Source organism: Streptomyces sp. NPDC025638 (assembly GCF_055558775.1).
Genome location: NZ_JBVHLX010000006.1, coordinates 361688 through 383220, shown reverse-complemented (window position 1 = coordinate 383220; position 21533 = coordinate 361688). Strand labels below are relative to the sequence as shown.

Below are 21533 nucleotides of genomic sequence, written 5' to 3'. Positions count from 1 at the left end.
ACAGCCCCCGCACCCTCACAAAGGCGGCTGCGCCGGCGCCGGGCCGAGCGTCGTGGTGCCCGGGGCCGTACGGTGCCCCAGTCCCGTCCGGTACGCGCCCAGCGCGGCCTCCACGCGGCCGGTACGACGCAGCAGATCACCGAGCAGGCGGCACAACGCCATGGCCGCAAACAGCCCCCGCACCCTCACAAAGGCGGCTGCGCCGGCGCCGGGCCGAGCGTCGTGGTGCCCGGGGCCGTACGGTGCCCCAGTCCCGTCCGGTACGCGTCCAGCGCGGCCTCCACGCGGCCGGTACGGCGCAGCAGGTCGCCGAGCAGGCGGCACAGGTCGGCGAGGTCGCCGGCGGCGCCCGCCCGCTCCAGGAGGCTCAGGGCGCGGACGTAGTGCTCCTCGGCCGCCTCCGTCTCGCGGGCGTCCTCGGCGATGATGCCGAGCAGCCGGTGCGCGGCGGCGGAGTGCACGGCACCGCGCTCGGAGGACAGGTCCCCCAGCACCCCGTGCAGCAGTTCGGCGGCCTCACCGGACTTTCCGCGCCGGTGCAGTACGTCGGCGAGTTCGACGGCGACCTGGCTGCTGTAGAGGGCGGCACGGGTGGCCGAGAGCATGGTCATGGCCTCCCGCAACTCGCCCTCGGCCCGCTCCAGTTCGCCGTCCTGGGCGTACACGTACCCGCGCATCCAGTGGCAGTTGGCGAGTTCGGTGCGCAGTTGCAGCTGGCGGTACAGCTCGGCCGCCTTGGCCAGCGAGGCGTCGGCCTCGGCGACCCGGCCCTCGGCGAGCAGGGTGCGGGCGACGGAGCGGTGCATCCGAGCGATCAGCGCGGGGTCGGCGACGTGCGGGGCGAGGGCCAGCGCGAACTCGGCGGCCTGGGCGGCGCGGGCATGGGCGCCCATGTCCATGTAGGGGCCGATGACGCTGGCGTACAGGAGCAGCAGGGCGTCTGGGTCGTGCAGACCGCCGCGGTTGAGCTCGTCGAGCGTGGACTCCAGCAGGTAGACGGCGTAGCGGAGTTCACCCGCGAGGTAGTGCGAGACGGCCCGCCCGCGCAGCGCGGGCACCCGGACCGGCAGCGGTTCCCCGGCCATCCGCTCCTCGGCCCGCTCGAAGTGCCCCCGGGCCCCGGCCAGGTCTCCGGTGTCCAGCGCACACTCACCGAGTCCGAGCAGCGCGGCGGCCTGCTCCAGCGGGAGCGCGTGCGTCTCCGCCTCCGCGAACAGGACGGCGTACTGCGCGGCCGCCTCCTCGGCCTCCCCGGTGGCCAGGGTGCGCTGTGCCTCGGTGAGCCGCAGCCGCAGATCGGTGGCGAGATGGGCGGGCCGCCCGATGGCCAGTTCCTCGAAGGCGACCCCGAGCCGCCCGGCGATGTGCCGCAGCGCGTCGTCGGAGGCGCGCACCCGCCCCGCCTCCAGGGTGGAGATATAGGCGGGCGTGTAAGCGGGCTCGGCCAACTGTCGCTGCGTCAGCCCCCGTTCCGTGCGCAGCTGCTGCACCCGTCGCCCGACGATCTCCGGATCATCCCGCTCCTGCACCGCAAACTCCCCCCAACTCCCCCAGTGCCCCTTGCCGTTGGGCTCCATCAGCCCCTAGGTTAAACCGCGCATTAAGCATGCTTAACACGTCGCTGTTGTTGCGAGGTTGCCGTGCACGAACGCTACGGACGCCCCTCCACGCTCCCCCCTTCCCGCATGCGCTCGATCGGGGCGACCCCCACCGCCAGGGGCCTGGCCGCCGCCGTGGTGGCGGTGGTCGCCCTGATCACGGCGGCGAACGCCGGCCCGGCCCGCGCGGCCGACTCCCCTCCGGTCCAGCAGACCGTACAGACAGCCGAGACGGCTCGATAGGCCCGCTCCATGACTGGTACAGCGCGCGTCTGCCCGGGCCGCCGGCCGGCCGCCCGGGGCCTACGCTGACCTCGTGACCTCTCCCGCCGCTCGTACCGCGCTGGACCTCACCGCCGATCTCCCGGTCCCGGACCTGGAGGGCTTCTACCGGGATCTGCACCGGCATCCCGAGCTGTCCCTGCGCGAGCACCGCACCGCCGGGAAGCTGGCCGGGCGGCTGCGGGCGGCCGGGTTCGAGACGGCCGAGGGGGTCGGCGGGACCGGTGTCGCCGGGGTGCTGCGCAACGGGGACGGGCCGGTGGTGCTGCTGCGCGCCGACATGGACGCGCTGCCGGTCAAGGAGGAGACCGGGCTGCCGTACGCCTCGCGCACGGACGGCCTGATGCACGCCTGCGGACACGATCTGCACGTCACCTGGCTCGCGGGGGCGGCCGCCGCGCTGGCCGCGGGCCGGGAGACCTGGTCGGGCACGCTACTGGCGGTCGGGCAGCCCGCCGAGGAGACCGGGCAGGGCGCGCGGCGCATGGTCGAGGACGGGCTGTACGAGCGGTTCCCGCGCCCCGATGTGCTGCTGGGACAGCACGCGGCGCCGGGACCGGCCGGGCTGTACCCGCACGCGCCGGGGCTGATCATGTCCGCCTCGACGGACGTCGACATCGTCGTGCACGGCAGGGGCGGACACGGTTCGCGGCCCGAGTCGACCGTGGACCCGGTGGTGACGGCGGCGTATCTGGTCACACGGCTGCAGAGCGTCGTCTCCCGTGAACTCGCCGCCCGTGAGCCGGCCGTGCTGACCGTGGGCCGTATCGAGGCGGGCACCCGGCACAACATCATCCCGTCCGAGGCACGCATCGCCCTGAATCTGCGCACCCAGTCCGAGGCGGTGCGGGAGCGGATGCTCACCGCGATCCGGCGTATCGCGCGGGGCGAGTGCCTGGCCGCCGGCTGCCCGCGCGAGCCGGAGGTGACGGTCGACGCCACCTTCCCGGTGATGGTCAACGACGCGGACACCGACCGCCGGGTGGCCGCCGTGCACGGCGAGGTCTTCGGCGCCGGAACCGTCTTCGACCCGGGTGCGGCCATGGGCAGCGAGGACTTCCCGCAGCTGGCGGTGGGCTCGATCCCGTACTCCTACTGGTTCGTGACGACCACTCCGGCCGAGGTGTGGCAGCAGGCGCCCGGCGACGAGCTGATGGAGAAGGTCCAGCAGGTGCCGAGCAACCACAGCCCGCACTTCGCGCCCGACCTCGCCACCGTGGCACCGGGCGTGCGGACGCTCGTCTCGGGGGCGCTCGCCTTTTTGTCAGTGGCATGACCTAGTGTTCCCCACCTAGTCTTCTCGCATCCGCCACACATGGCTCACAGGGGACACACACAACAGCCGTGTTCCGTGGCGTCCGTTTTTCTCCATTCGTACCCGGGGGGTTCGAATCAGCGTGCGTATGCGCACTCTCACGGCTGCCACCACCCTGGCGGTCCTCTTCAGCTCGGCGGCGCTGGCCGCCACGCCGGCGTTCGCCGACACCGGCAAGATCCTGCCGATCAAGCAGTCCGGCGACATCGTGGTGGACGGGGTCCACCAGCAGGTCTTCATCAGCGATCCGAGCAACGGCAAGATCGTCGTCACGGACTACGCGGGCAACGTCGTCAAGCAGCTCACCACCGATCTGTCCGGCGTCACCGGCCTGGAACTGTCCGCCGACTCCGGCACGCTGTACGCGGCCGTGCAGGACCTGGACGCGATCGCCGTCATCGACACCGCGACCGACACCGAGTCCACCCGGTACCCGGTGGGCGACAAGCCGCGCAGCGTCGCCCTCGCCGGCGGCAAGCTCTGGTTCGGCTACGGCGGCTCCGCCGAGGGCAACATCGGCTCCGTCGACCTCGCGAGCGAGACGCACGAGGTCACCCTCGGCCAGGACAACAGCTGGTACGCGGCGCCGCTCCTGGACGCGGCACCGGGCTCCGACACCCTGGTCGCGGGCGCCCTCGGCCAGAGCCCGGCCGAGATCGCCTCCTACGACGTCTCGTCGGGCACCGCCACGAAGCTGGCGTCCACCCGTGAGGCCGGCAGCAACCTCGGCGACCTCCAGGTCACCCCCGACGGCAAGGACGTCGTGGTGGCCAGCGGTGCGCCCTACTACCACCAGGTGTTCAAGACCGCCGACCTCAACGAGGACGGCAAGTACCCGAGCACCGCCTACCCGAACTCGGTCGCCATCGCCCCCAACGGGACCGTCGCCGGCGGCAGCTTCGCCTGGTACGACCCGGACGTCTACGTCTTCCGGCCGGGCAGCAGCGAGGCGGTGCGCACCTACGACTTCCCCAACACCGGGAACACCACCGGTGCCGATACCCTCGCCCCGGGCGGCCTGGCCTGGACACCGGACGCCTCCCGCCTGTTCGCGGTGACCTCCAACAGCGAGGGCGTCTACTCGCTGCGCGAGTTCGACGCCCCGGCCAAGGCCGCCACCACCCTCACGGTGAACGCCCCGGCGTCGGCCCCGCGCGCCAAGCAGCTCACCGTCACCGGCAAGGCGACCTCGACGATCGCGCTCCCCGCGGGCACCCGGCTGACGGTCACCCGCACCGACCTGGAGTCCCCGAACGGCAAGGCCCTCACCCCGGTGACGGTCAAGGCCGACGGCACCTACTCCTTCACCGACACCCCGCCGGCCGGCGGCAAGGTGAAGTACACGGTGGCGTACGCGGGCGACGCCGACCACGCCGCCGCGAAGGCGTCCGACACCGTCGACGTCTCGCGGGCCAAGCCGACGCTGACGGTCAACAACAACGGCAAGGTGTACTCGTACGGCGCCGACGTGAAGTTCACGGCGCATCTCGGGTCGACCTACAAGAACCGCACCGTGGAGATCTGGGCCGACCCGTTCGGCTCGGACAAGCCCAACAAGCTCGTGAAGAAGGGCACGGTCAACTCCAGCGGCAACCTGTCGGTCACCCTGGACCTGAAGCGGGACACCAAGGTCACGGCGAAGTTCACGGGCGACGCCCGCTACCAGCCGCGCTCCGTGTCCAGCACGGTCGGCGCCAAGGTGAAGGTGTCCATGTCGGTCAGCCGGCAGTACAAGACGAAGAGCACGTGGGGCCACACGTACTACTTCTTCCACAAGTCCAAGAACCCGCTGTTCACGACCACGATGACGTACTTCCCGGGCCGTCAGCAGCGGCTGCAGTTCCAGGTGTACTACCAGGGCACCTGGTACGACGCCGGCTCGCAGTACTTCCCGCTGGGCTCGGGCGGCGTGTCCAAGGTGGAGCTGGGCGGCAACCACGGCGAGGACGTCGGCTGGCGCTTCCGGGCCCGCTCCTCGTACCTCAACAGCAGCTCCGGTGACACCGTGAACTCCACGACGCACGGCGCCTGGAAGTACTTCACGTTCACCAGCTGAGCCACCGGCCGAGGCACCGGCCGACCGACCGGCCGGGGTCTCACTGGGTCTGGAGCTGACGCAGCTGCTGCTGGACATGGTCCAGCGCACCCTGCTTCCGCCCCGGCACCCTGAGCCTCAACTCCGCGAGCGCGGGCCCGAGTTCACGGGCCCGCGCTCTGTCGTCGATACGCCCCCACTGGTGGTGCGCCCGGTCCGCGGCCGCCTCCACGGCGGGCGCGTCCGCGGCCTGACCGGCGGCCAGCCGGGCGGTGGCGACCGTCAGCCAGGTACGGCAGCTGCGCGCCGCGTCCCCGGCGAACATCGCGAGATCCGCGCGGACTTCGGCCCAGTGCAGCGCGTCCTCGGAACCGGGCCCGTGCGCGCGCACCGCGGCCTGCTCCCACTGCGCGGCGAGCCCGTCGGCCTCCGCGTGCCGCCCGGCCTCGACCGCGGCGGCGATGGCCGCGTGCGGATCGCCGCTGTGCGGCACCCGCGCGGTCAGCAGGACGTTCGTGGCGGCCTCCGCCCCCAGCCGGGCGACCGCCTGCTGGTGCAACTGCTCCAGCGGCGGCCGGTGGCCACTGCGCAGGATCGTCGCCACCGCCTTCATGTACGACGGCAGGCCGGTGCCTCGGCGGGACGGCGGCGGTGCGATGCGACCGTAAACGGCGTTGTTGCGGCCGGAGTCCAGCGGATGAGCGGTCAGGTGCTCCCAGGTCTCGGCGTCCGCGTGCAGATCGACGACCAGGGTCGTGGTGCCGTTCGGGCGCAGCCGCAGCTCCTCGCGGATCCAGTGCCAGGGGAAGGCCGTGTAGCGGACGGTCGCCGGGGTGGTACGGGCCAGCGCCAGATGGGGCAGGCGCTGACGGCGGTCCAGCTGGAGCTGGCCGGTGACGAAGACGGTCAGCGGACCGGGGGCGGCCGCGGCGGCGCGCAGCCGGGTCAGAACGGCCTGCGGCTCCAGCGGGTCGGCGAGTTCGACCACGTTGGCGGTGTCCGTGCCGGACAGCACGGCTGGGGCGACGGCCGCAAGGACGGGGAGCACGCAGGCCGCGTCCACCAGTTGCCCACGGCCCATCGGCGAGGCCGCGAGCAGCAGCACGGTTCCGGGCATCGTCCCCCCTGTCGTCGGTCCGCGCGGTCGTCGGTCCCGGTGTTTGGTAATCGGTCAGAGCAGCACCTTGACGTGCTCCCTGGACCAAAGTCCAGGGATTCCGGCCTGGGTCGTCTGACCCTTCCGACGGCTTCCTGCTGCAACGCGCTGTGCAGGCACGTGTGCCCGTCCTACCGGCACTCCACAGGCGTTTGGCGTCTCCACCCGTCCGGCGGTGACGATACGACGTCCATCGAACAGGACGTTGCGTGCCGTGTTGTGGTCGCGGTCGTGCACGGCGACGCACTCGCCGCACGTCCACTCCCGGACGTGCAGGGGCTCGGGTCCGTCCCGGAATCCGCAGGCCGAGCAGACCTGAGAGGACGGGAAGGCCCGGTCCACCTTGGCGAAGGTGCGGCCGTGCTTGACCGCCTTGTACTCCAGCATGCCGACGAACGCGGACCATCCCGCGTCGTGCACGGTGCGCTTGCCGGCGCACGGCGCTGGGAGGCGTCCGGGTAGGCCCGGTAGTTGTAGCGGAGCTGCACACCCAAGATCCTAATCCGATTGGCCCCATAGATGGACAGAACGACTACAGGCATGGCAGACACATCATTTCGGCGATGCATGACCACTGCGGCTGCAAGGGGGCGTCAGGACGGCAATCGTCCTCCCAACGCGGCTCCTTGGAGCCGGCGGACCGCGAAGATCGTGGTGTCGTCGCCCAGATGACCGCCGCTGTGGCGCAGGACGCCGTCGCGCACCCGGCCGACCAGGCGCCGCAGGTCGATGACGTCCGGGTCGGCGGCGACGGCGCGGGTGACCTGGTCGGTGAGGGCGTAGTACGCACCGTGGCGGTCCCGGGCCTCCGTCACACCGTCCGTGGTGATCAGCAGCGTCGCGTCCGAGGCGAAGGGGACATGGGCCGGTGGAGACGGGCCGACGGTGGGAACGAGGTCGTTCATGCCCAGCGGGAGGCGGTCGCCGGGCGGCAGGGGGCGTACGCCGTCGCGGCCGACCACGAGCGGGGGTTCGTGGCCGAAGTTGACGACCTCGACCGTGCCGGGCCGGTCGTCCGGGAAACCGAGCAGCACGGCGGTGGCGAAGCGGTCGGCGTCGTCGCGGCCGAGGGCGGTCGCGTGGCTGCGGTGGCGGAGCATACGGATCTCCAGGCGGGCGGCGACGGTCACCAGGTCCGGTTCGTGGTACGCGGCCTCCCGGAAGGTGCCGAGCAGCGCGGCCGCGGTCTCCACCGCGCCCAGACCCTTGCCCTGCACGTCCCCGACGAGGACGCGGGCGCCGTACGGGCCGGGCTGGATGTCGTAGAAGTCGCCCCCCACCCGGGCGTCGGTGTCCGCGGAGAGGTAGACCGCCGCGTGCTCCAGCCCCGCCCAGTCCGGGGGCAGCGGGCGCAGCACGGTACGGCGGGTGGTCTCGGCGACGTCCCGCATGTGCAGCATGCGCCGCTCGCCGCGCAGCCGTACCGCACAGGCCAGCGTGGCCAGGACACCACCGAGGGCGACCAGGATGAAGTCGGGCAGGCCCGCGTGGAACTCGTTCGGATAGGCGCTGTCCATCACGACGTACACCACGACCGAGACCACCGCGAACGCGGCCGTGGTCCACACCCCGCAGATCGCGGCGGCGATACCGGGCACCAGGACGATCCAGGAGGTGATCCGGAACCGCTCGCCGGTGTAGAAGTCGATCACCGCGATGCCGATGAGCAGCAGCAGCGGCGCCAGCCAGGCGACGCTCCACCCATGGATCCGCAGCAGCTGCTGGCGCCGCAGGTCCGGGTCGTCGGTCACGCGCCTCAGCCAAGCACGCCATGGTCCCGGTCGCATCCGGACCCCTTTTCCGACTTGCCAGGCGGTCCCCCCAGGTGTGCTCTGGAAGGCGGGGGCGAGGAGAGAGGAGTGCTCTCATGGCTCATGCGGCACCCGCGACCGGTGCGGTGACCCGGCGCGGCGCACCACCCGACGTCTTCAGTGAGCGGACCCATGCGATCGCCAGGTGGGTGACGCCCGCGGTACTCGCACTTGTTTACGGGTACTGGGCCGCGGCCAACACCCGTTACGGCGGCCCCATCACCGGCTGGAACCTGCTGTTCGGCTTCGTGACCGCGATCGTGTTCTTCGCCGTGTACGTGGGTCTGCAGACGCTGGCCCCGCGGCTGCCGCGCGAGGTGCACGCGGTGCTGTGGAGCGCCTTCGCGGCCATCGCGGTCGGCTTCCTGTTCAGCCTGAGCGGCCGCGGTCACACCGCGCTGGAGTCCGCGATCCTGGGCCTGGCGATCGGCGCGTTCGTGTTCGTCACGCTGTTCTATCGCTACTACACGCACGAGGACGCGGCAGGACACCGGATCCGCTGATCCGTGGGGCACGTGCGGGCCCCGGCCGGACTGCCGGGGCCCACGCGCTCCCCTGTTCCCTCCTCACCGGCCGCCGAGCAGGCTCCAGATGCTCGACGGCGTCCAGGCGGTGGTCCACGCGAGTGCCGGGCCGAAGCCCGTCCCTCCCCACCACCAGGAAACACCCGTTTGGGTGATCCCTCCACCGGAGCGCATGGTCGCCGCCCCGTCGAAGGGACCGTCGGGGCGACCCCCGTTCGGTTGGACCCGTTACCCCAAATGCCCCCGAATGCAGGCGCACCGCTCGCGCTCCCGGCCCCCAGGCCCTTGCCTGAAAGCGTGCCCCCACGCCTCAGGAGCGCCCTGTCGGCGGCGCTGATCGCCCTGTCCTGCCTCCTCGTGCCGTTCGGCGTGTTGGCGGCCTGGGCGGCGTACACGCTCGCCGACACCGGCCGGTACGTCACGACGATGGCGCCCCTCGCCACCGACCCGGACGTGCGGGACGCCGTGGCGGACACCGTGGGGGCCGGAATCATGCGCGAGGTCGACGACCGGTTCGACACACGCCGGATGCGCGGCACGGTCGGCCCCTTCGTGCACGACGCGGTGCGCTCCTTCACCCAGACCCGGGCCTTCCGTCTGGCCTGGGATGCGGGCAACCGGGCCACGCACGACGCCGTCCTGCGGGCGCTGCGCGACGAGGACGGCGGGGTCGAGAGCGCCGTGTTCGTCGATCTCGCCCCCGTCACCGCCCAGGTCAAGGAGCAACTCGCCCAGGACCATGTGCCGCTCGCGGCCCGCATCCCCGTCGAGCACACCGCGGTCGCCGTGCTCCCGGCGGGCCGACTGACCGCGTTCCGGAAGGGTTTCCACGTGCTCGAAGTCGCCGGCTTCTGGCTCCCCGTCGCCTCCGTGGTCCTCGCCGTCGCCGGGATCGCGCTCGCCGTCCGCCGCCGCCGCGCGATCGTCGCCACCGGCCTGGGCACGGCCCTGGGCGGCGCCCTGCTCGGCGTCGCCCTCGCCGTCGGCCGCGGTCTCACCCTCGCCGACCTGCCCGCCGACGTCCCCCACGCGGCCGCGGGCGCCGTCTACGACGCGCTCACGGCCACCCTGCGCACGGTGTCCTGGCTGCTGGTGGGCCTCGGCCTGACGGTGGCGCTGACCGCCTGGCTCACCCGGTACGTGCGAGCGGTGCGCCTGGTACGACGCCGCCGCGCGGCCGCGACGGCAGCCACCCCGGCTCCCACCCGCGCCGAGGTGTGACGGCGTACCCTCGGCCTCGTGACCTACCAGCCCGTCCGGGGTTCCGGGACAAGGCCGTTCGGTCCGAACGGGGAGTACGGGGACGACCACCCCCGGCGAGCGGGGCGAGGGCTCCGCGTGTGGTGCGCCGCCCTGCTGCTGGCCGGCGTGAGCGCGGTCGTCGGCTGCCGCTCGGCCGACACCGACGGTGTCACCCCCGTACCGCAGCTGCTGGCCTTCCTGCCCTGGCTCCTGCTCCCCACCGGTGTGGCACTGCTGTTCGCGCTGCTCGCGCGGTGGTGGACGGGGCTGGTGTGGGGGGTGGCCGCCCTCGCGCTGCTGGCGTGGTTCATCGAGCCGTACGGAAAGAGCACGGAGCCCACCGGCGCGCCCCTGGCCCGGCTGCGGGTGCTGACCTCGAACGTCGAATTCGGGCGGGCGATTGGCGCCCTCGCCCCAGAGATCCGGCGGCTGCGTCCCGACGTGGTGTTCGTCGAGGAGTGCGAGTACACCTGCCGGGCCACCCTGGAGCGGGACTTCGACGGCACCTACCCCCACCGGCAGGCGGTCGAGGCGGGCGGCTCGGCGGGCTCACTGCTGCTCAGCCGCTACCCGCTCGAAGGCACCGACGGCATCCGCGGCACGATGGGCATGCCCGGGGCCGTCGCCGACGTCCAGGGACACCAGGTGCGCCTGCAACTCGCCCACCCCATGCCCCCGTTGCCCGGGCAGCTCGCCGTCTGGCGCCGTGAGCTGGGCCGGTTGCGCGACTTCGCCGAGGCCGACGACGACACCCCGACGGTGCTGGCCGGCGACTTCAACGCCTCCCAGGACCACGCCGTCTTCCGCCGCATCCTCGACGCCGGCCTGTACGACGCCGCCCGCCTCGCCGGACACGACCGCACCCCCAGCTGGCCCGCACGCACCTCCCCGGTCCTCGGCGCCCAGATCGACCACGTCCTGGTGTCCCGGGACTTCTCCGCGGCCGACGCCCGCTTCGTCGCCCTGACCGGCACCGACCACCGTGCGCTGGTCGTCGACATCACGCTGCACCAGCGGAAGTGACGGGAAACGACGGGAACAACCCGGACCGGGCCGCGGTGAGGCGGTGCCAGGGGACGCACCGCACCCCACCGCATGCCCGTATCCATCGGCCGGGATCACCGACCGACGCGAAGGGCCTCAGACCCCGATGTCCTCCCCGTCCGCACGCCACACCGCGACCACGGCCGGGCGGACGATCTTCCCGGGCCCGTCGGGCCAGGTGCTCGCCGGCTTCTCCACCGACGCCCCGTCGAGCTCGCCCGGGTGCTGCACCGCGACGAGCACCCGGCGCTCCTGCACGAGCGGACCGCAGGTCTCGGCGCCCGTCGGCACGGTCAGGAACTGCTTGAGCTCACCGCGCCGCTCGCCGCGCGTGGCGACGCCGAACAGTCCGTCGTGCGAGCCGAGCTGGTTGCCGTCGGTGGAGATCCACAGGTTGCCGTGCGGGTCGAAGGCCACGTTGTCCGGGCAGGAGATCGGGCTGACCCGGTCCTTGGGGAAGCCCGCGAAGTAGGTGGCGGGGTCGGCCGGGTCACCGGCGACCAGGAACAGGGACCACCCGAAGCTCTTCGCGTCGGCCCGGTTGCGGTGCTCGGTGAGCTCCAGGATGTGCCCGTGCTTGTTGTTGTTGCGCGGGTTGGCCTCGTCGGCGGCCGCGGAGCCCGCCTTGCCCCGGTTGGTGTTGTTGGTGAGGACGACGTACACCTTGCCGGTGCGCGGCGAGGGCTGGATGTCCTCGGGACGGTCCATCTTCGTGGCGCCCACCTTGTCGCCGGCGAGGCGCGTGAACACGAAGACCTCGTCCGCGGTCATCCCGTCCACGTGCGAGACGGCCCCGTGGGCGGTGGCGGTGGCCAGCGGGATCCAGGTGCCGCCGCCGTCGAACTCGCCGTCGGCGGGCAGCTTTCCGCTGCCGTCGATCTCGGCCGTCGGCGAGTCACCGGTGAGCTTGGCGACGTAGAGCGTGCCCTCGTCGAGCAGCGAGAGGTTGTGCTCGCGCACGGCGCGGCTGCTGCCGTGGCGCATCCGCTTACTGCCGACGAACTTGTAGAAGTAGTCGAACCGCTCGTCGTCCCCGGAGTACACGACGGGCCGTCCGTCGTCGGTGAGCCGGACGGTGGCGGCCTCGTGCTTGAACCGGCCGAGGGCGGTGTGCTTGCGGGGCGTGGACTCCGGGTCGTACGGGTCGAGCTCGACGACGTAGCCGAACCGGTGCGCCTCGTTGGGCTCCTGCGCCAGGTCGAAGCGCTTGTCGAAACGCTCCCACTTGCGCTCGGTGGCACCGGTGCCGATGCCGTACCGCTTGTCGGTGGCGCGGCTGCCGTTGGCGAAGTACTGGTTGAAGTTCTCCTCGCCGTGCAGGGTGGTGCCCCACGGGGTGGTGCCGCCGGAGCAGTTGTTGAGCGTGCCGAGGACCTTGGTGCCGGTCGGGTCGGCGGAGGTCTTCAGGAACGCGGAGCCCGCGGCGGGGCCGGTGACCCGGAACTCGGTGGTGGCGGTGACGCGCCGGTTGAGCCGGTGCCGCGGTACGGCGGTGAGGGCACCGGTCTTGCGGTCCTCCTCCACCACGACCGCGCCCAGCCCGTGGGCGGCCCAGGCGATCTCCACCTGCTGACGGGTGGGGTTGGCGGGGTCGTACCCCCGGAACATCAGGACTTCGTCGGTGTACTCGTGGTTGGCGACGAGCAGCTGCCGGTGCCGCTCACCGGGCAGCGGGAGCAGCGCCAGGAAGTCGTTGTTGTACCCGAACTGCCCGGCCTGGGCGGCCGCGGTCTGGTTCTCCGGGTCGAAGGCGGGCGCGCCGCGCAGGATGGGCTCGCCCCAGCGGATGACGACGTTCTGCCGGTAGCCGTCCGGGACGACCACGGCGTCGGTGGCGTTGGGGGCGACGGGGCTGTACCGCAGCCCGCGCGCACCGTTCGCGCCGTTCCTGCCGTACGTGGCGGAGGTGTCCGTCGCGGCCGCGGCGGGGCGGGCCCCGGCCACCCCGACACCGCCGGCGGTGGCGGCCACCGTGACGACGGCGGCGGCGCGCAGGGCGCTGCGGCGGCTGAGGGTGCCGGCGATGACATCGCCGACGTAGTCGTTGGAGCTGGTGTTGGGAACCTCGTGGAAGCAGGCGTCACCACACCGGAAGCGACAGGTGAGGGCGGATCGCCCACCTGGGTGCGAGCCGGACGGAGTTCCGACGATCGGCAGCAGCTTGCGCACTTTACTCTCCCCTTGCGTGCCCTTGGTGTGAGCGTGACGTTAGGGGTGCGTATGTGCGGGCGGACAGCCGCCGGATGAACGAACGGTGAACCCGGGGGAGCGGGGGTCCTCGGCGCAAACCTGCCCCTCCCCAAGATCACCCCCAAGGGCCGCTAACCTTACGTGTCCGTCCTGGCCAGGGATTGACGGGCATCAACTCACGCGAAGGGTTGCGCACATGGGCATTCTCACTCTCCTGCGGAACGCATTCGGCCGGTCACGCAAGACGCGTACCGCCGAGGCAGAGGGTGCGGAACGAGTTCCTTCGCAGGAGCAGAAACCGCAGGTCACGCCCCCCACCCCGCAGGTCCCCGAGCCCCGCACGTCCGACTCGGACGAGCACGAACTGGTCTCGGCGGCCTTCAACAACATCACGGTCCCGAAGCAGCCGACGGAGGCGGAGGTGGAGGGGACGCCGGAGCCGGCGGCTGAGGCTGAGGTCGAGCCGGAGCCTGAGGTCGAGCCGGAGCCTGTGGCTGAGGCCGAGGTCGAGCCGGAGCCTGAGGTCGAGCCGGAGCCTGTGGCTGAGGCCGAGCCCGTGGCTGAGGCCGGGGTCAAGGCTGAGGCTGAGCCCGAGGCGGTGGCCGAGGCGGTGGCCGAGGCCGAGGTCGAGCCGGAGCCGGTGACCGAGGCCGAGCCGGAGCCGGTGGCCGAGGCTGAGGTCGAGCCGGAGCCCGTGGCTGAGGCCGGGGTCAAGGCTGAGGCTGAGCCCGAGGCGGTGGCCGAGGCCGAGATGGAACCCGAGCCCGTGGCTGAGCCCGAGCCGGTGGCTGAAGCCGAGGTCGAGGCTGAGGCGGAGCCCGTGGCAGAGCCAGAGGTCGAGGCGGAGCCCGAGCCCGTTGCTGATCCTGAGCGTGAGCCCGTGGCTGAGGCCGAGGCTGAGCCTGCGCCGGTCGCCGAGGCCGAGCCCGTCGTGGAGCCCGAGCCGACCGCCGAGGCCGAGCCGGATCCTGTCGCCGAGGCGGAACCCGTCGTGGAACCTGAGCCGGTGGTGGCCGCCGAGCCGGAGCCCGATGCCGTCGTCGAGCCGACGCCGGAGCCGACCGCGGAGGCCACCCCCGAGCCCGTCGTGGAGCCGGTGGCCGAGGCTGTCGTGGAGCCCGAGCCTGAGCCGGTGGTCGCCGAGGCCGACGCACCCGCAGCCGCAGCCGCCGACGGCGAGGACGCCCCACAGGGGCCACCCGCACTCGACGACGAGACCCGCACGGGCGGTGCGGGTGGGAACGACCCGGCCGAAGGCGGAGCCGAGGCCGTTGCCGCCGCGGCCGACGCACCCGCCCTCACCCTCGCCCACCTGAAGGCAGACGCCCCAAGCCTCGCCACCGCCTACAGCGCAGCCACAGCCACCCTCAAGAACACCAACCTCACCGGCACCCGAGCGAAGCTCTACCTCGTGCTCGACCGCTCCGCCTCCATGCGCCCGTACTACAAGGACGGCTCCGCCCAGGCCCTCGCCGAGCAGACCCTCGCCCTCGCCGCCCACCTCGACCCCGAGGCCACGGTCCACGTCGTCTTCTTCTCCACGGAAGTGGACGGCACCACCGACCTCACCCTCGCCGCCCACGAGAACAAGATCGACGAGGTCCACGCCGGCCTCGGCCGGATGGGCCGTACCAGCTACCACGCCGCCGTGGAAGCCGTACTCGCCCACCACGACAAGGAGAACGACGCCACGGCCCCCGCCCTGGTCGTCTTCCAGACGGACGGCGCCCCCGACGCCAAGACCCCCGCCACCCAGTCCCTCACGGCCGCGGCGAAGACCCACCCCGCCGTCTTCTTCTCCTTCGTCGCCTTCGGTGAGCACGACAACAAGGCCTTCGACTACCTCCGCAAGCTGAAGACGGACAACACGTCGTTCTTCCACGCGGGCCCGACCCCCCGCGAGCTCACGGACACGGAGCTGTACGAGGGCGTACTGGCGAACTGGCGCCCGTAACTCCCCGTAAACGCCCCATAACCGAACAGCCACACCCACTCCATGCCGCCCGCTTCTCACCCCGTAAAACGGGAAGCGGGCGGCATACACATGTCGGCTACGATTTCAAGGTTCGTACACACAGCGACCGCGACCTGGGAGCAGCCCCCGATGGCTCGACACCTCATCACCAGCGCCCTTCCGTACATCAACGGGATCAAGCACCTGGGCAACATGGTGGGGTCCATGCTCCCGGCGGACGTGTACTCCCGCTACCTCCGCCGGCGCGGCCACGACGTGCTCTACATCTGCGCGACGGACGAGCACGGCACCCCCGCCGAGCTGGCCGCGAAGGAGGCGGGCCTCTCCGTCGCCGAGTTCTGCGCCCAGGCGCACGACGCCCAGAAGGCGGTCTACGACGGCTTCGCGCTGGCCTTCGACTACTTCGGCCGCAGCTCGTCCCCCGAGAACGTCGAGATCACCCAGCACTTCGCCCGCCGCCTCAACGAGAACGGCTTCATCGAAGAGCGCGCGATCCGCCAGGTCTACTCGCCCACCGACGGCCGCTTCCTCCCGGACCGCTACGTCGAGGGCACCTGCCCCCACTGCGGCTACGACAAGGCCCGCGGCGACCAGTGCGAGAACTGCACCCGCGTCCTCGACCCCACCGACCTGATCAACCCGCGCTCGGCGATCTCCGGCTCCACGGACCTGGAGGTCCGCGAGACCAAGCACCTCTTCCTGCTCCAGTCGAAGCTCCAGCACGAGGTCATGGAGTGGGTCGCCCGCCATGACAACGACTGGCCGCAGCTGGCGTCCTCCATCGCCCACAAGTGGCTGACCGAGGGCCTGCACGACCGCGCGATCACCCGTGACCTGGACTGGGGCGTCCCGGTGCCGGCCGACACCTGGCCGGAGCTGGCCGCCGAGGGCAAGGTCTTCTACGTCTGGTTCGACGCCCCGATCGAGTACATCGGCGCGACGAAGGAGTGGTCGGACCAGGACCCGGAGACCCGCGACTGGAAGTCCTGGTGGTACGACGTCGACAACGACGTCCGCTACACGGAGTTCATGGCGAAGGACAACGTCCCCTTCCACACGGTGATGTTCCCGGCCACCGAGCTGGGCGTGCGCGAGCCGTGGAAGAAGGTCGACTTCGTCAAGGCCTTCAACTGGCTGACGTACTACGGCGGAAAGTTCTCCACGTCCCAGAAGCGAGGCGTCTTCACCGACCAGGCCCTGGAGATCCTCCCGGCCGACTACTGGCGCTACTTCCTCATCGCCAACGCCCCGGAGTCCGACGACTCCTCCTTCACGTGGGAGCACTTCACCGCCACGGTCAACAAGGACCTCGCCGACACCCTCGGCAACTTCGTCAACCGCGTCCTGTCCTTCTCCCGCAAGCGCTTCGGCGACGACGTCCCCGCGGGCGGCGAGCCGGGCGAGGCGGAGGCGAAGCTCGGCGAGGAGATCGCGCGTCTCCTCGCGGAGTACGAGGAGCACATGGAGGCTCTCCAGTTCCGCAAGGCGGCCGCCGCGCTGCGTGCCCTGTGGTCGGCCGGCAACTCCTACCTGGAGGAGAAGGCCCCCTGGCTGGAGATCAAGACCGACAAGGACGGCGCGGCCCTCACCCTGCGCACGGCGATGAACCTGATCCACCTGTACGCGGTGGTCTCGGAGCCCCTCATCCCCAGCTCGGCGGCCACGATGCGCGCGGCGTTCGACCTGGAGGACGACTCGGCCGTGTGGGTCTCGGCGGACGAGGCGAAGGCCCTCTCCTCCGTCCCGGCCGGCACGCCCTTCACGGTCCCGCCGGTGCTGTTCGCCAAGCTGACGGACGAGGACCTGGAGACGTACAAGGAGCGCTTCGGCGGCCAGGAGGGATGACGCCGTGACGACCCGGAACCCGTCCCGGAACCCGTCGTCGTACTACGTCACCACCCCCATCTACTACGTCAACGACGCGCCGCACCTGGGCCATGCCTACACCACGGTCGCGGCGGACGTGCTCGCCCGCTGGCACCGCGGGCGCGGCGAGCACGTCTGGTTCCTCACCGGCACCGACGAGCACGGCCAGAAGGTCCTGCGCACGGCCGAGGCGAACGGCACGACGCCCGGGGCGTGGGCGGACCGGCTGGTCACGGAGTCCTGGCAGCCCCTGTGGGAGCACCTGGAGATCGCCAACGACGATTTCATCCGCACCACGCAGAAGCGCCACACCGACCGTGTCCAGGAGTTCGTGCAGGACCTGTACGACAAGGGCGAGATCTACAAGGGCGGCTACGAGGGGCCGTACTGCGTGGGCTGCGAGGAGTACAAGCTCCCGGGTGAACTGATCGACGGCGAGGGCGAGTTCGCGGGCCGCAAGCTGTGCCCGATCCACCGCAAGCCGGTGGAGATCCTCAGCGAGGAGAACTACTTCTTCCGCCTGAGCGAGTACGGCGACAGGCTCCTCGCCCACTACGCGGCGAACCCGGGCTTCATCCAGCCCGAGTCGGCGCGCAACGAGGTGGTGAACTTCGTCCGGGGCGGTCTGCAGGACCTCTCCATCTCCCGCTCGACCTTCGACTGGGGCGTCCCGGTGCCGTGGGACGACCAGCACGTGATCTACGTATGGGTCGACGCGCTGCTGAACTACGCCACGGCGGTCGGCTACAACGAGAACCAGGAGAAGTTCGAGTCGACCTTCCCGGCCGATGTGCACCTGGTCGGCAAGGACATCCTCCGCTTCCACGCGGTCATCTGGCCGGCGATGCTGATGGCACAGGGCCTGCCGCTGCCCGCCCGGGTCGCGGCGAACGGCTGGCTGATGGTCGGCGGCGAGAAGATGTCGAAGTCCAACCTGACCGGCATCAGGCCGCAGGACCTCACGTCCCACTTCGGCGTGGACGCGTACCGCTGGTACTTCCTGCGGGCCATCGCCTTCGGCCAGGACGGCTCCTTCTCCTGGGAGGACTTCTCCGCCCGGTACACGAGCGAGCTGGCGAACGACTACGGCAACCTCGCCTCCCGCGTGGCGGCCATGGTCGGCAAGTACTTCGACGGCACGCTGCCCGGGGCCACGGCGGACGGCGCGGCGGAGCGGGCGGTCCACGAGGGCCTCGCGAGGGCGGCCGCCGAGTCCGACCGCCGCATCGGCGACGAACTGGACTTCCAGGGCGGCATCCTGGCCGTCTTCGACTTCATCAAGCAGGTCAACGGCTATCTCACGGAGCAGGAGCCGTGGAAGGTGGCCAAGGACGGCTCGGCCGAGGGCCGTGCCCGCCTGGCCACCATCCTCTACACGGCGGCGGAGTCCCTGCGCGCGGTCGCCGTCCTCCTCGCCCCGGTCATGCCGGAGACCTCCGGAAAGCTCTGGGACTCCCTGGGCGCGGAGCCCTCCCTGGGCCCCCTGTCGGACCAGCGGATCCAGCAGGCCGGAGAGTGGGGCACGCTCCCGGCCGCCTCGACGGTGACCAAGGGCCCGGCCCTCTTCCCGCGCCTGGAGGAGAAGCCGGGCGTATAAATCCGCTGAATCCGTCCGGCTTCTCCCCTCAAACCGAGGCACCAAGAACAAGCGCACCGATGACCGGGGCCGCGTAGACGAGCGGGAACGGGATGTGCGAGTACCAGCGCACCCGTGCCACGGTGACGACGGCCCCGGCGAAGTAGAGCACCAGCCCCACCCCCGCCGCGACCCCGACCACCGGCACGAACAGCCCGACCAGCAGCCCCACGGCCCCCGCGGCCTTGGCCAGCCCGAGCAGGGTCCACCACGACCGGGGCACCCGGTAGTCCTCAAGCAGCTTGACGATCCACTGGGCCCGCAGCAGCAGAACGGCACCCGAGAAGCCGGACATCAGAGCGGCGAGGACGGTGACGACGACATGGGCGATACGCATGAGAAGCTCCGTTCGAAATCAACACCGGACACCCCTCTGACGACCACACACCCGCCCGTGTGACAGCCCGCGCAAATAACTCCCTCACCGGGACCGGCAGGTGCACCCCGGCGGAGTCATCCACGACAACGCCCGCCACACCACCCGCTTCACGGTGATCGGCAACCACCTCACCCAGCACCGGGAGCTGTCCCTGCCGGCGATCGGACCGGCCTGCCACATCCAGTCGCTCCCCACCGGCGCCCGACGCGTAGTCGGCGCAGGTCAGCTTCTTCCCCGAGTCGTCCGTGTTGGCGTCGATGGTGCCCTTGACCTTGATGGTCCGCGGGGTGGTGTCGGACGCCGACCCGAGCGCCTTCACGAGCTGCGCGCGCGTGCTGACGGTGAAGGTGTGCGCGAAGTCGGCCTTCGCACCACCGCTCGTCCCGGAACCGGAGGCCGCCCAGCCGTCCTTGGCGGCGAGCGTCCGGTGGTACAGGTCGATGCCACCGGCGTTCGCGTTCATCACGAAGAAGCCGGCACCGGCGCCGGCGACCACGACGGCGGCGGAGACGGCGAGGGCGCGCCGCGTGCGGCGGGACCGGCGGTGAGAGGCAGAGGCCACGGGGGAGTCCTTACGTGGGTGTGGTTCACGTGCTGGTGTGAAGCCCCCGGCGAGGGGGGCTCACGCCTCCTCAGTTGCCGCCCCGCCCACAAAGGTTGACGCGGCCGCACGGCCTCGTCGGAGTTCGGGCACCGCGCCCGGCCACTAGGCTCCTGCCCTACGACCGCACCTGCCCCGGGCCACCGAGTGAACCTCCCCGCATCCCTTGCCGCACACCTCCCCGAACCGCATCGGCGTCTCCTCGCCGACGTCCCGGCCGTGGCCGCCCGTATGGCCCTGGCCGGCGGATACGCCCTTCAGGCCCACGGCCTGCTCGAACGCGCGCACGCGAACGTGGACTTCGCGACGGAGAGCGCCGAGCCGATGCCCCGCATCGCGGCCGCGCTGCACGACGCGCTCGTCTCCCGGGGCCGTGAGACGACCGTCCAGGACGTGGATCCCCTCTCCGCCCATCTGACGGTCATGGATCCGCCGACCGGCACGGCCGTTCCCCTGGGCCTCCACAAGGAGACCTTCTGGAGCCCGCCCGTCCTGACCTCGTACGGCCCGACGCTCTGTCTGGAGGACGCGGTGGGCACCAAGATCCGGGCCCTGTACGACCGGGGCCTGGCGGTCGACCTGATCGACGCGCGGGCGGCGGCGTCCCGTTTCTCCCTCCCCGACCTGGAGGAGCTGGCCCGCCGCCACGTCCGCGACGAGTTCGACCTCCCCACCCTCCGGACCCGCCTGGAGGGCACGGACTACTACCCGGACACGGCCTTCACGGCGTACGGCCTGGCGGACGACGAGATCACCGTCCTGCGCGCCTGGGCCCAGGCCTGGTCGACGGACATCGCCGAGCGGCTGCTGGAGGAGGGGGCGTCCCCGGACGACTGATCCGGGGACGCCCCCTCGTCCGGAGCTACGACGCCGACGCCGACGGCGATGCCAGCGACGATGTCTCCGACGCGCTGGGGCGGGGAGCGTCCTGGCCGTCGTGGGTCGCCGCCGGGTCCACGGCCACGGTGATCGAGCCCCGGACGCCCCGGGCGATGTGGTCCTTGTGGTAGCGGAGCTTCAGGAGGCCGCCCTGGGTGCCGCTCTGGTCGTAGATGGTGTCCTCGGTGAGGGTGGTGCGTTCGGCGGTGTTCGTGGCGTACGGGTCCACGGTCGCCGTGGCGAGCACCGCCTCCTCCGCGAAGAAGAACTGGCCCGTGTGGCAGGTGTGCCCGCCCTCGTAGCCCGCGTCCGTCCACTCGCCGTCCACGTGCACCTTGACGTGGATGTGGACACAGCGGCCCCGGTACCAGCCCGGGAAGACCGTTCGGAACTCCACCCGGCCGTGGTGGTCCGTGCGCCAGGTGCCCCGGAGGTAGCGGGTGTCGTCCGTGGGCTCCTGGTGGCCGCCGCCTCCGCCGCCCGGTCCGCCGGACGGGGGCGCGCCCGTGGGGGTGCCTGTCGGGGTGTCGGTGGGGGCCGGGCCGCCGCCTCCGCCACCGCCGTTGCCCTGGTTCTCGTAACCGGAGTACACGCCCACCGCGTCGCAGTGCCAGATGTCGACGGCCGCGTTCCTGACCGGCCGGCACGTCTCGGAGTCGATCACCTTGAGCGCGAGGAGGAGGGGAATGCCCTCGCGGTCCTCCGTGACGTCCCGGCGGAGCTTGTCCGCGTCGATGTAGTAGGGGCCCTCGACCGTCTCGGACGTCAGCAGATAGCAGTCCTCGCCGGCGGGGAGCTTGCGGCGCTCCCCGGCCGTCGCGTTCGCGGCGAACGCACCACCGCCGAGTCCCGCCGCGGCGACCGCGCCCGCGCCGACGGCAACCACCCGACGGCGTGTCAACGCGCTTGTGTCCTGTTCCTGTTGGGATTCCTCATGGGCTGTCATGCGCCCGGAAGGTAGGCAGGAACCCTGTCACTGAGCTGAGAAAACGGCTCCTTT

The 21533-nt window shown here is 71.6% G+C and carries 18 protein-coding genes and 2 pseudogenes; 11 read left to right on the top strand and 9 right to left on the bottom strand.

Features of this window, described 5'->3' with window-relative positions; genetic code table 11:
* Positions 1–15 precede the first annotated feature (15 nt).
* Positions 16–162 (bottom strand): hypothetical protein, encoded by a 147-nt coding sequence (locus ACZ4EG_RS18785; protein WP_467791325.1) that lies wholly within the window; start codon positions 160–162, stop codon positions 16–18.
* A gap of 23 nt (positions 163–185) precedes the next feature.
* Complete coding sequence (locus ACZ4EG_RS18780) at positions 186–1529, bottom strand: helix-turn-helix domain-containing protein (protein ID WP_467791324.1); 1344 nt, start codon at positions 1527–1529, stop codon at positions 186–188.
* A 156-nt stretch (positions 1530–1685) separates the two neighbouring features.
* Here ACZ4EG_RS18780 and ACZ4EG_RS18775 point away from each other — a divergent pair, with 156 nt between their 5' ends.
* From ACZ4EG_RS18775 to ACZ4EG_RS18765, 3 genes are all read left to right on the top strand, one after another.
* Entirely contained in the window at positions 1686–1841 is a 156-nt protein-coding gene (locus ACZ4EG_RS18775; protein ID WP_467791323.1) for a hypothetical protein, read from the top strand.
* 73 nt (positions 1842–1914) lie between these two features.
* A complete protein-coding gene (locus ACZ4EG_RS18770; RefSeq protein WP_453547155.1) occupies positions 1915–3156 on the top strand; it encodes an amidohydrolase in 1242 nt (413 codons plus the stop codon).
* 127 nt (positions 3157–3283) lie between these two features.
* The gene (locus ACZ4EG_RS18765; RefSeq protein WP_453547153.1) at positions 3284–5251 is read left to right on the top strand and encodes a YncE family protein; all 1968 of its coding nucleotides are present in this window, start codon (positions 3284–3286) and stop codon (positions 5249–5251) included.
* 40 nt (positions 5252–5291) lie between these two features.
* Here the strand turns inward: ACZ4EG_RS18765 and ACZ4EG_RS18760 are convergent, their stop codons facing one another.
* From ACZ4EG_RS18760 to ACZ4EG_RS18750, 3 genes are all read right to left on the bottom strand, one after another.
* A complete protein-coding gene (locus tag ACZ4EG_RS18760; RefSeq protein ID WP_467791322.1) occupies positions 5292–6347 on the bottom strand; it encodes a hypothetical protein in 1056 nt (351 codons plus the stop codon).
* 54 nt (positions 6348–6401) lie between these two features.
* A complete protein-coding gene (locus tag ACZ4EG_RS18755) occupies positions 6402–6806 on the bottom strand; it encodes a zinc ribbon domain-containing protein (protein ID WP_467791321.1) in 405 nt (134 codons plus the stop codon).
* A gap of 173 nt (positions 6807–6979) precedes the next feature.
* Positions 6980–8173, bottom strand: coding sequence for a PP2C family protein-serine/threonine phosphatase (locus ACZ4EG_RS18750; RefSeq protein WP_467791320.1), 1194 nt, complete (start codon positions 8171–8173; stop codon positions 6980–6982).
* Between the two features lie 80 nt (positions 8174–8253).
* Between ACZ4EG_RS18750 and ACZ4EG_RS18745 the strand changes: the two genes are divergently transcribed.
* From ACZ4EG_RS18745 to ACZ4EG_RS18735, 3 genes are all read left to right on the top strand, one after another.
* On the top strand, positions 8254–8700 hold the full coding sequence (locus ACZ4EG_RS18745; protein ID WP_467791319.1) for a hypothetical protein: 447 nt from the start codon (positions 8254–8256) through the stop codon (positions 8698–8700).
* Between the two features lie 318 nt (positions 8701–9018).
* The gene (locus ACZ4EG_RS18740; protein ID WP_467791318.1) at positions 9019–9942 is read left to right on the top strand and encodes a hypothetical protein; all 924 of its coding nucleotides are present in this window, start codon (positions 9019–9021) and stop codon (positions 9940–9942) included.
* A 117-nt stretch (positions 9943–10059) separates the two neighbouring features.
* Positions 10060–10986 carry an endonuclease/exonuclease/phosphatase family protein gene (locus tag ACZ4EG_RS18735; protein WP_467791379.1) on the top strand — a complete coding sequence of 309 codons (927 nt, stop codon included), beginning with the start codon at positions 10060–10062 and terminating at the stop codon, positions 10984–10986.
* 117 nt (positions 10987–11103) lie between these two features.
* On the opposite strand, the gene ACZ4EG_RS18730 is transcribed toward ACZ4EG_RS18735, so the two are convergent.
* Entirely contained in the window at positions 11104–13176 is a 2073-nt protein-coding gene (locus ACZ4EG_RS18730) for a PhoX family protein (protein WP_467791317.1), read from the bottom strand.
* Positions 13177–13393: 217 nt separating this feature from the next.
* On the opposite strand from ACZ4EG_RS18730, the gene ACZ4EG_RS18725 reads away from it, so the two are divergent.
* From ACZ4EG_RS18725 to metG (ACZ4EG_RS18715), 3 genes are all read left to right on the top strand, one after another.
* Positions 13394–15151, top strand: a complete 1758-nt coding sequence (locus ACZ4EG_RS18725) for a VWA domain-containing protein (protein ID WP_467791316.1) — start codon at positions 13394–13396, stop codon at positions 15149–15151.
* 150 nt (positions 15152–15301) lie between these two features.
* Positions 15302–17017, top strand: a complete 1716-nt coding sequence (gene metG, locus ACZ4EG_RS18720) for a methionine--tRNA ligase (protein WP_467791315.1) — start codon at positions 15302–15304, stop codon at positions 17015–17017.
* Between the two features lie 4 nt (positions 17018–17021).
* Positions 17022–18635 carry a methionine--tRNA ligase gene (metG, locus tag ACZ4EG_RS18715; protein ID WP_467791314.1) on the top strand — a complete coding sequence of 538 codons (1614 nt, stop codon included), beginning with the start codon at positions 17022–17024 and terminating at the stop codon, positions 18633–18635.
* 28 nt (positions 18636–18663) lie between these two features.
* Here the strand turns inward: metG (ACZ4EG_RS18715) and ACZ4EG_RS18710 are convergent, their stop codons facing one another.
* Positions 18664–19011, bottom strand: a complete 348-nt coding sequence (locus ACZ4EG_RS18710; RefSeq protein ID WP_467791313.1) for a DoxX family protein — start codon at positions 19009–19011, stop codon at positions 18664–18666.
* A 100-nt stretch (positions 19012–19111) separates the two neighbouring features.
* Here ACZ4EG_RS18710 and ACZ4EG_RS18705 point away from each other — a divergent pair.
* Positions 19112–19255: pseudogene (locus ACZ4EG_RS18705) on the top strand (helix-turn-helix domain-containing protein); the annotation flags it as partial.
* On the opposite strand, the pseudogene ACZ4EG_RS18700 reads toward ACZ4EG_RS18705, so the two are convergent.
* Positions 19247–19615, bottom strand: a pseudogene (locus tag ACZ4EG_RS18700) (pectate lyase family protein); the annotation flags it as partial. The pseudogenes ACZ4EG_RS18705 and ACZ4EG_RS18700 overlap by 9 nt on opposite strands.
* A 270-nt stretch (positions 19616–19885) precedes the next feature.
* Between ACZ4EG_RS18700 and ACZ4EG_RS18695 the strand changes: the two are divergent.
* Positions 19886–20491, top strand: a complete 606-nt coding sequence (locus ACZ4EG_RS18695) for a hypothetical protein (protein ID WP_453547762.1) — start codon at positions 19886–19888, stop codon at positions 20489–20491.
* A 25-nt stretch (positions 20492–20516) separates the two neighbouring features.
* Here ACZ4EG_RS18695 and ACZ4EG_RS18690 read toward each other — a convergent pair whose 3' ends face one another.
* Positions 20517–21479, bottom strand: coding sequence for an intradiol ring-cleavage dioxygenase (locus tag ACZ4EG_RS18690; protein ID WP_467791312.1), 963 nt, complete (start codon positions 21477–21479; stop codon positions 20517–20519).
* Positions 21480–21533: the final 54 nt, after the last annotated feature.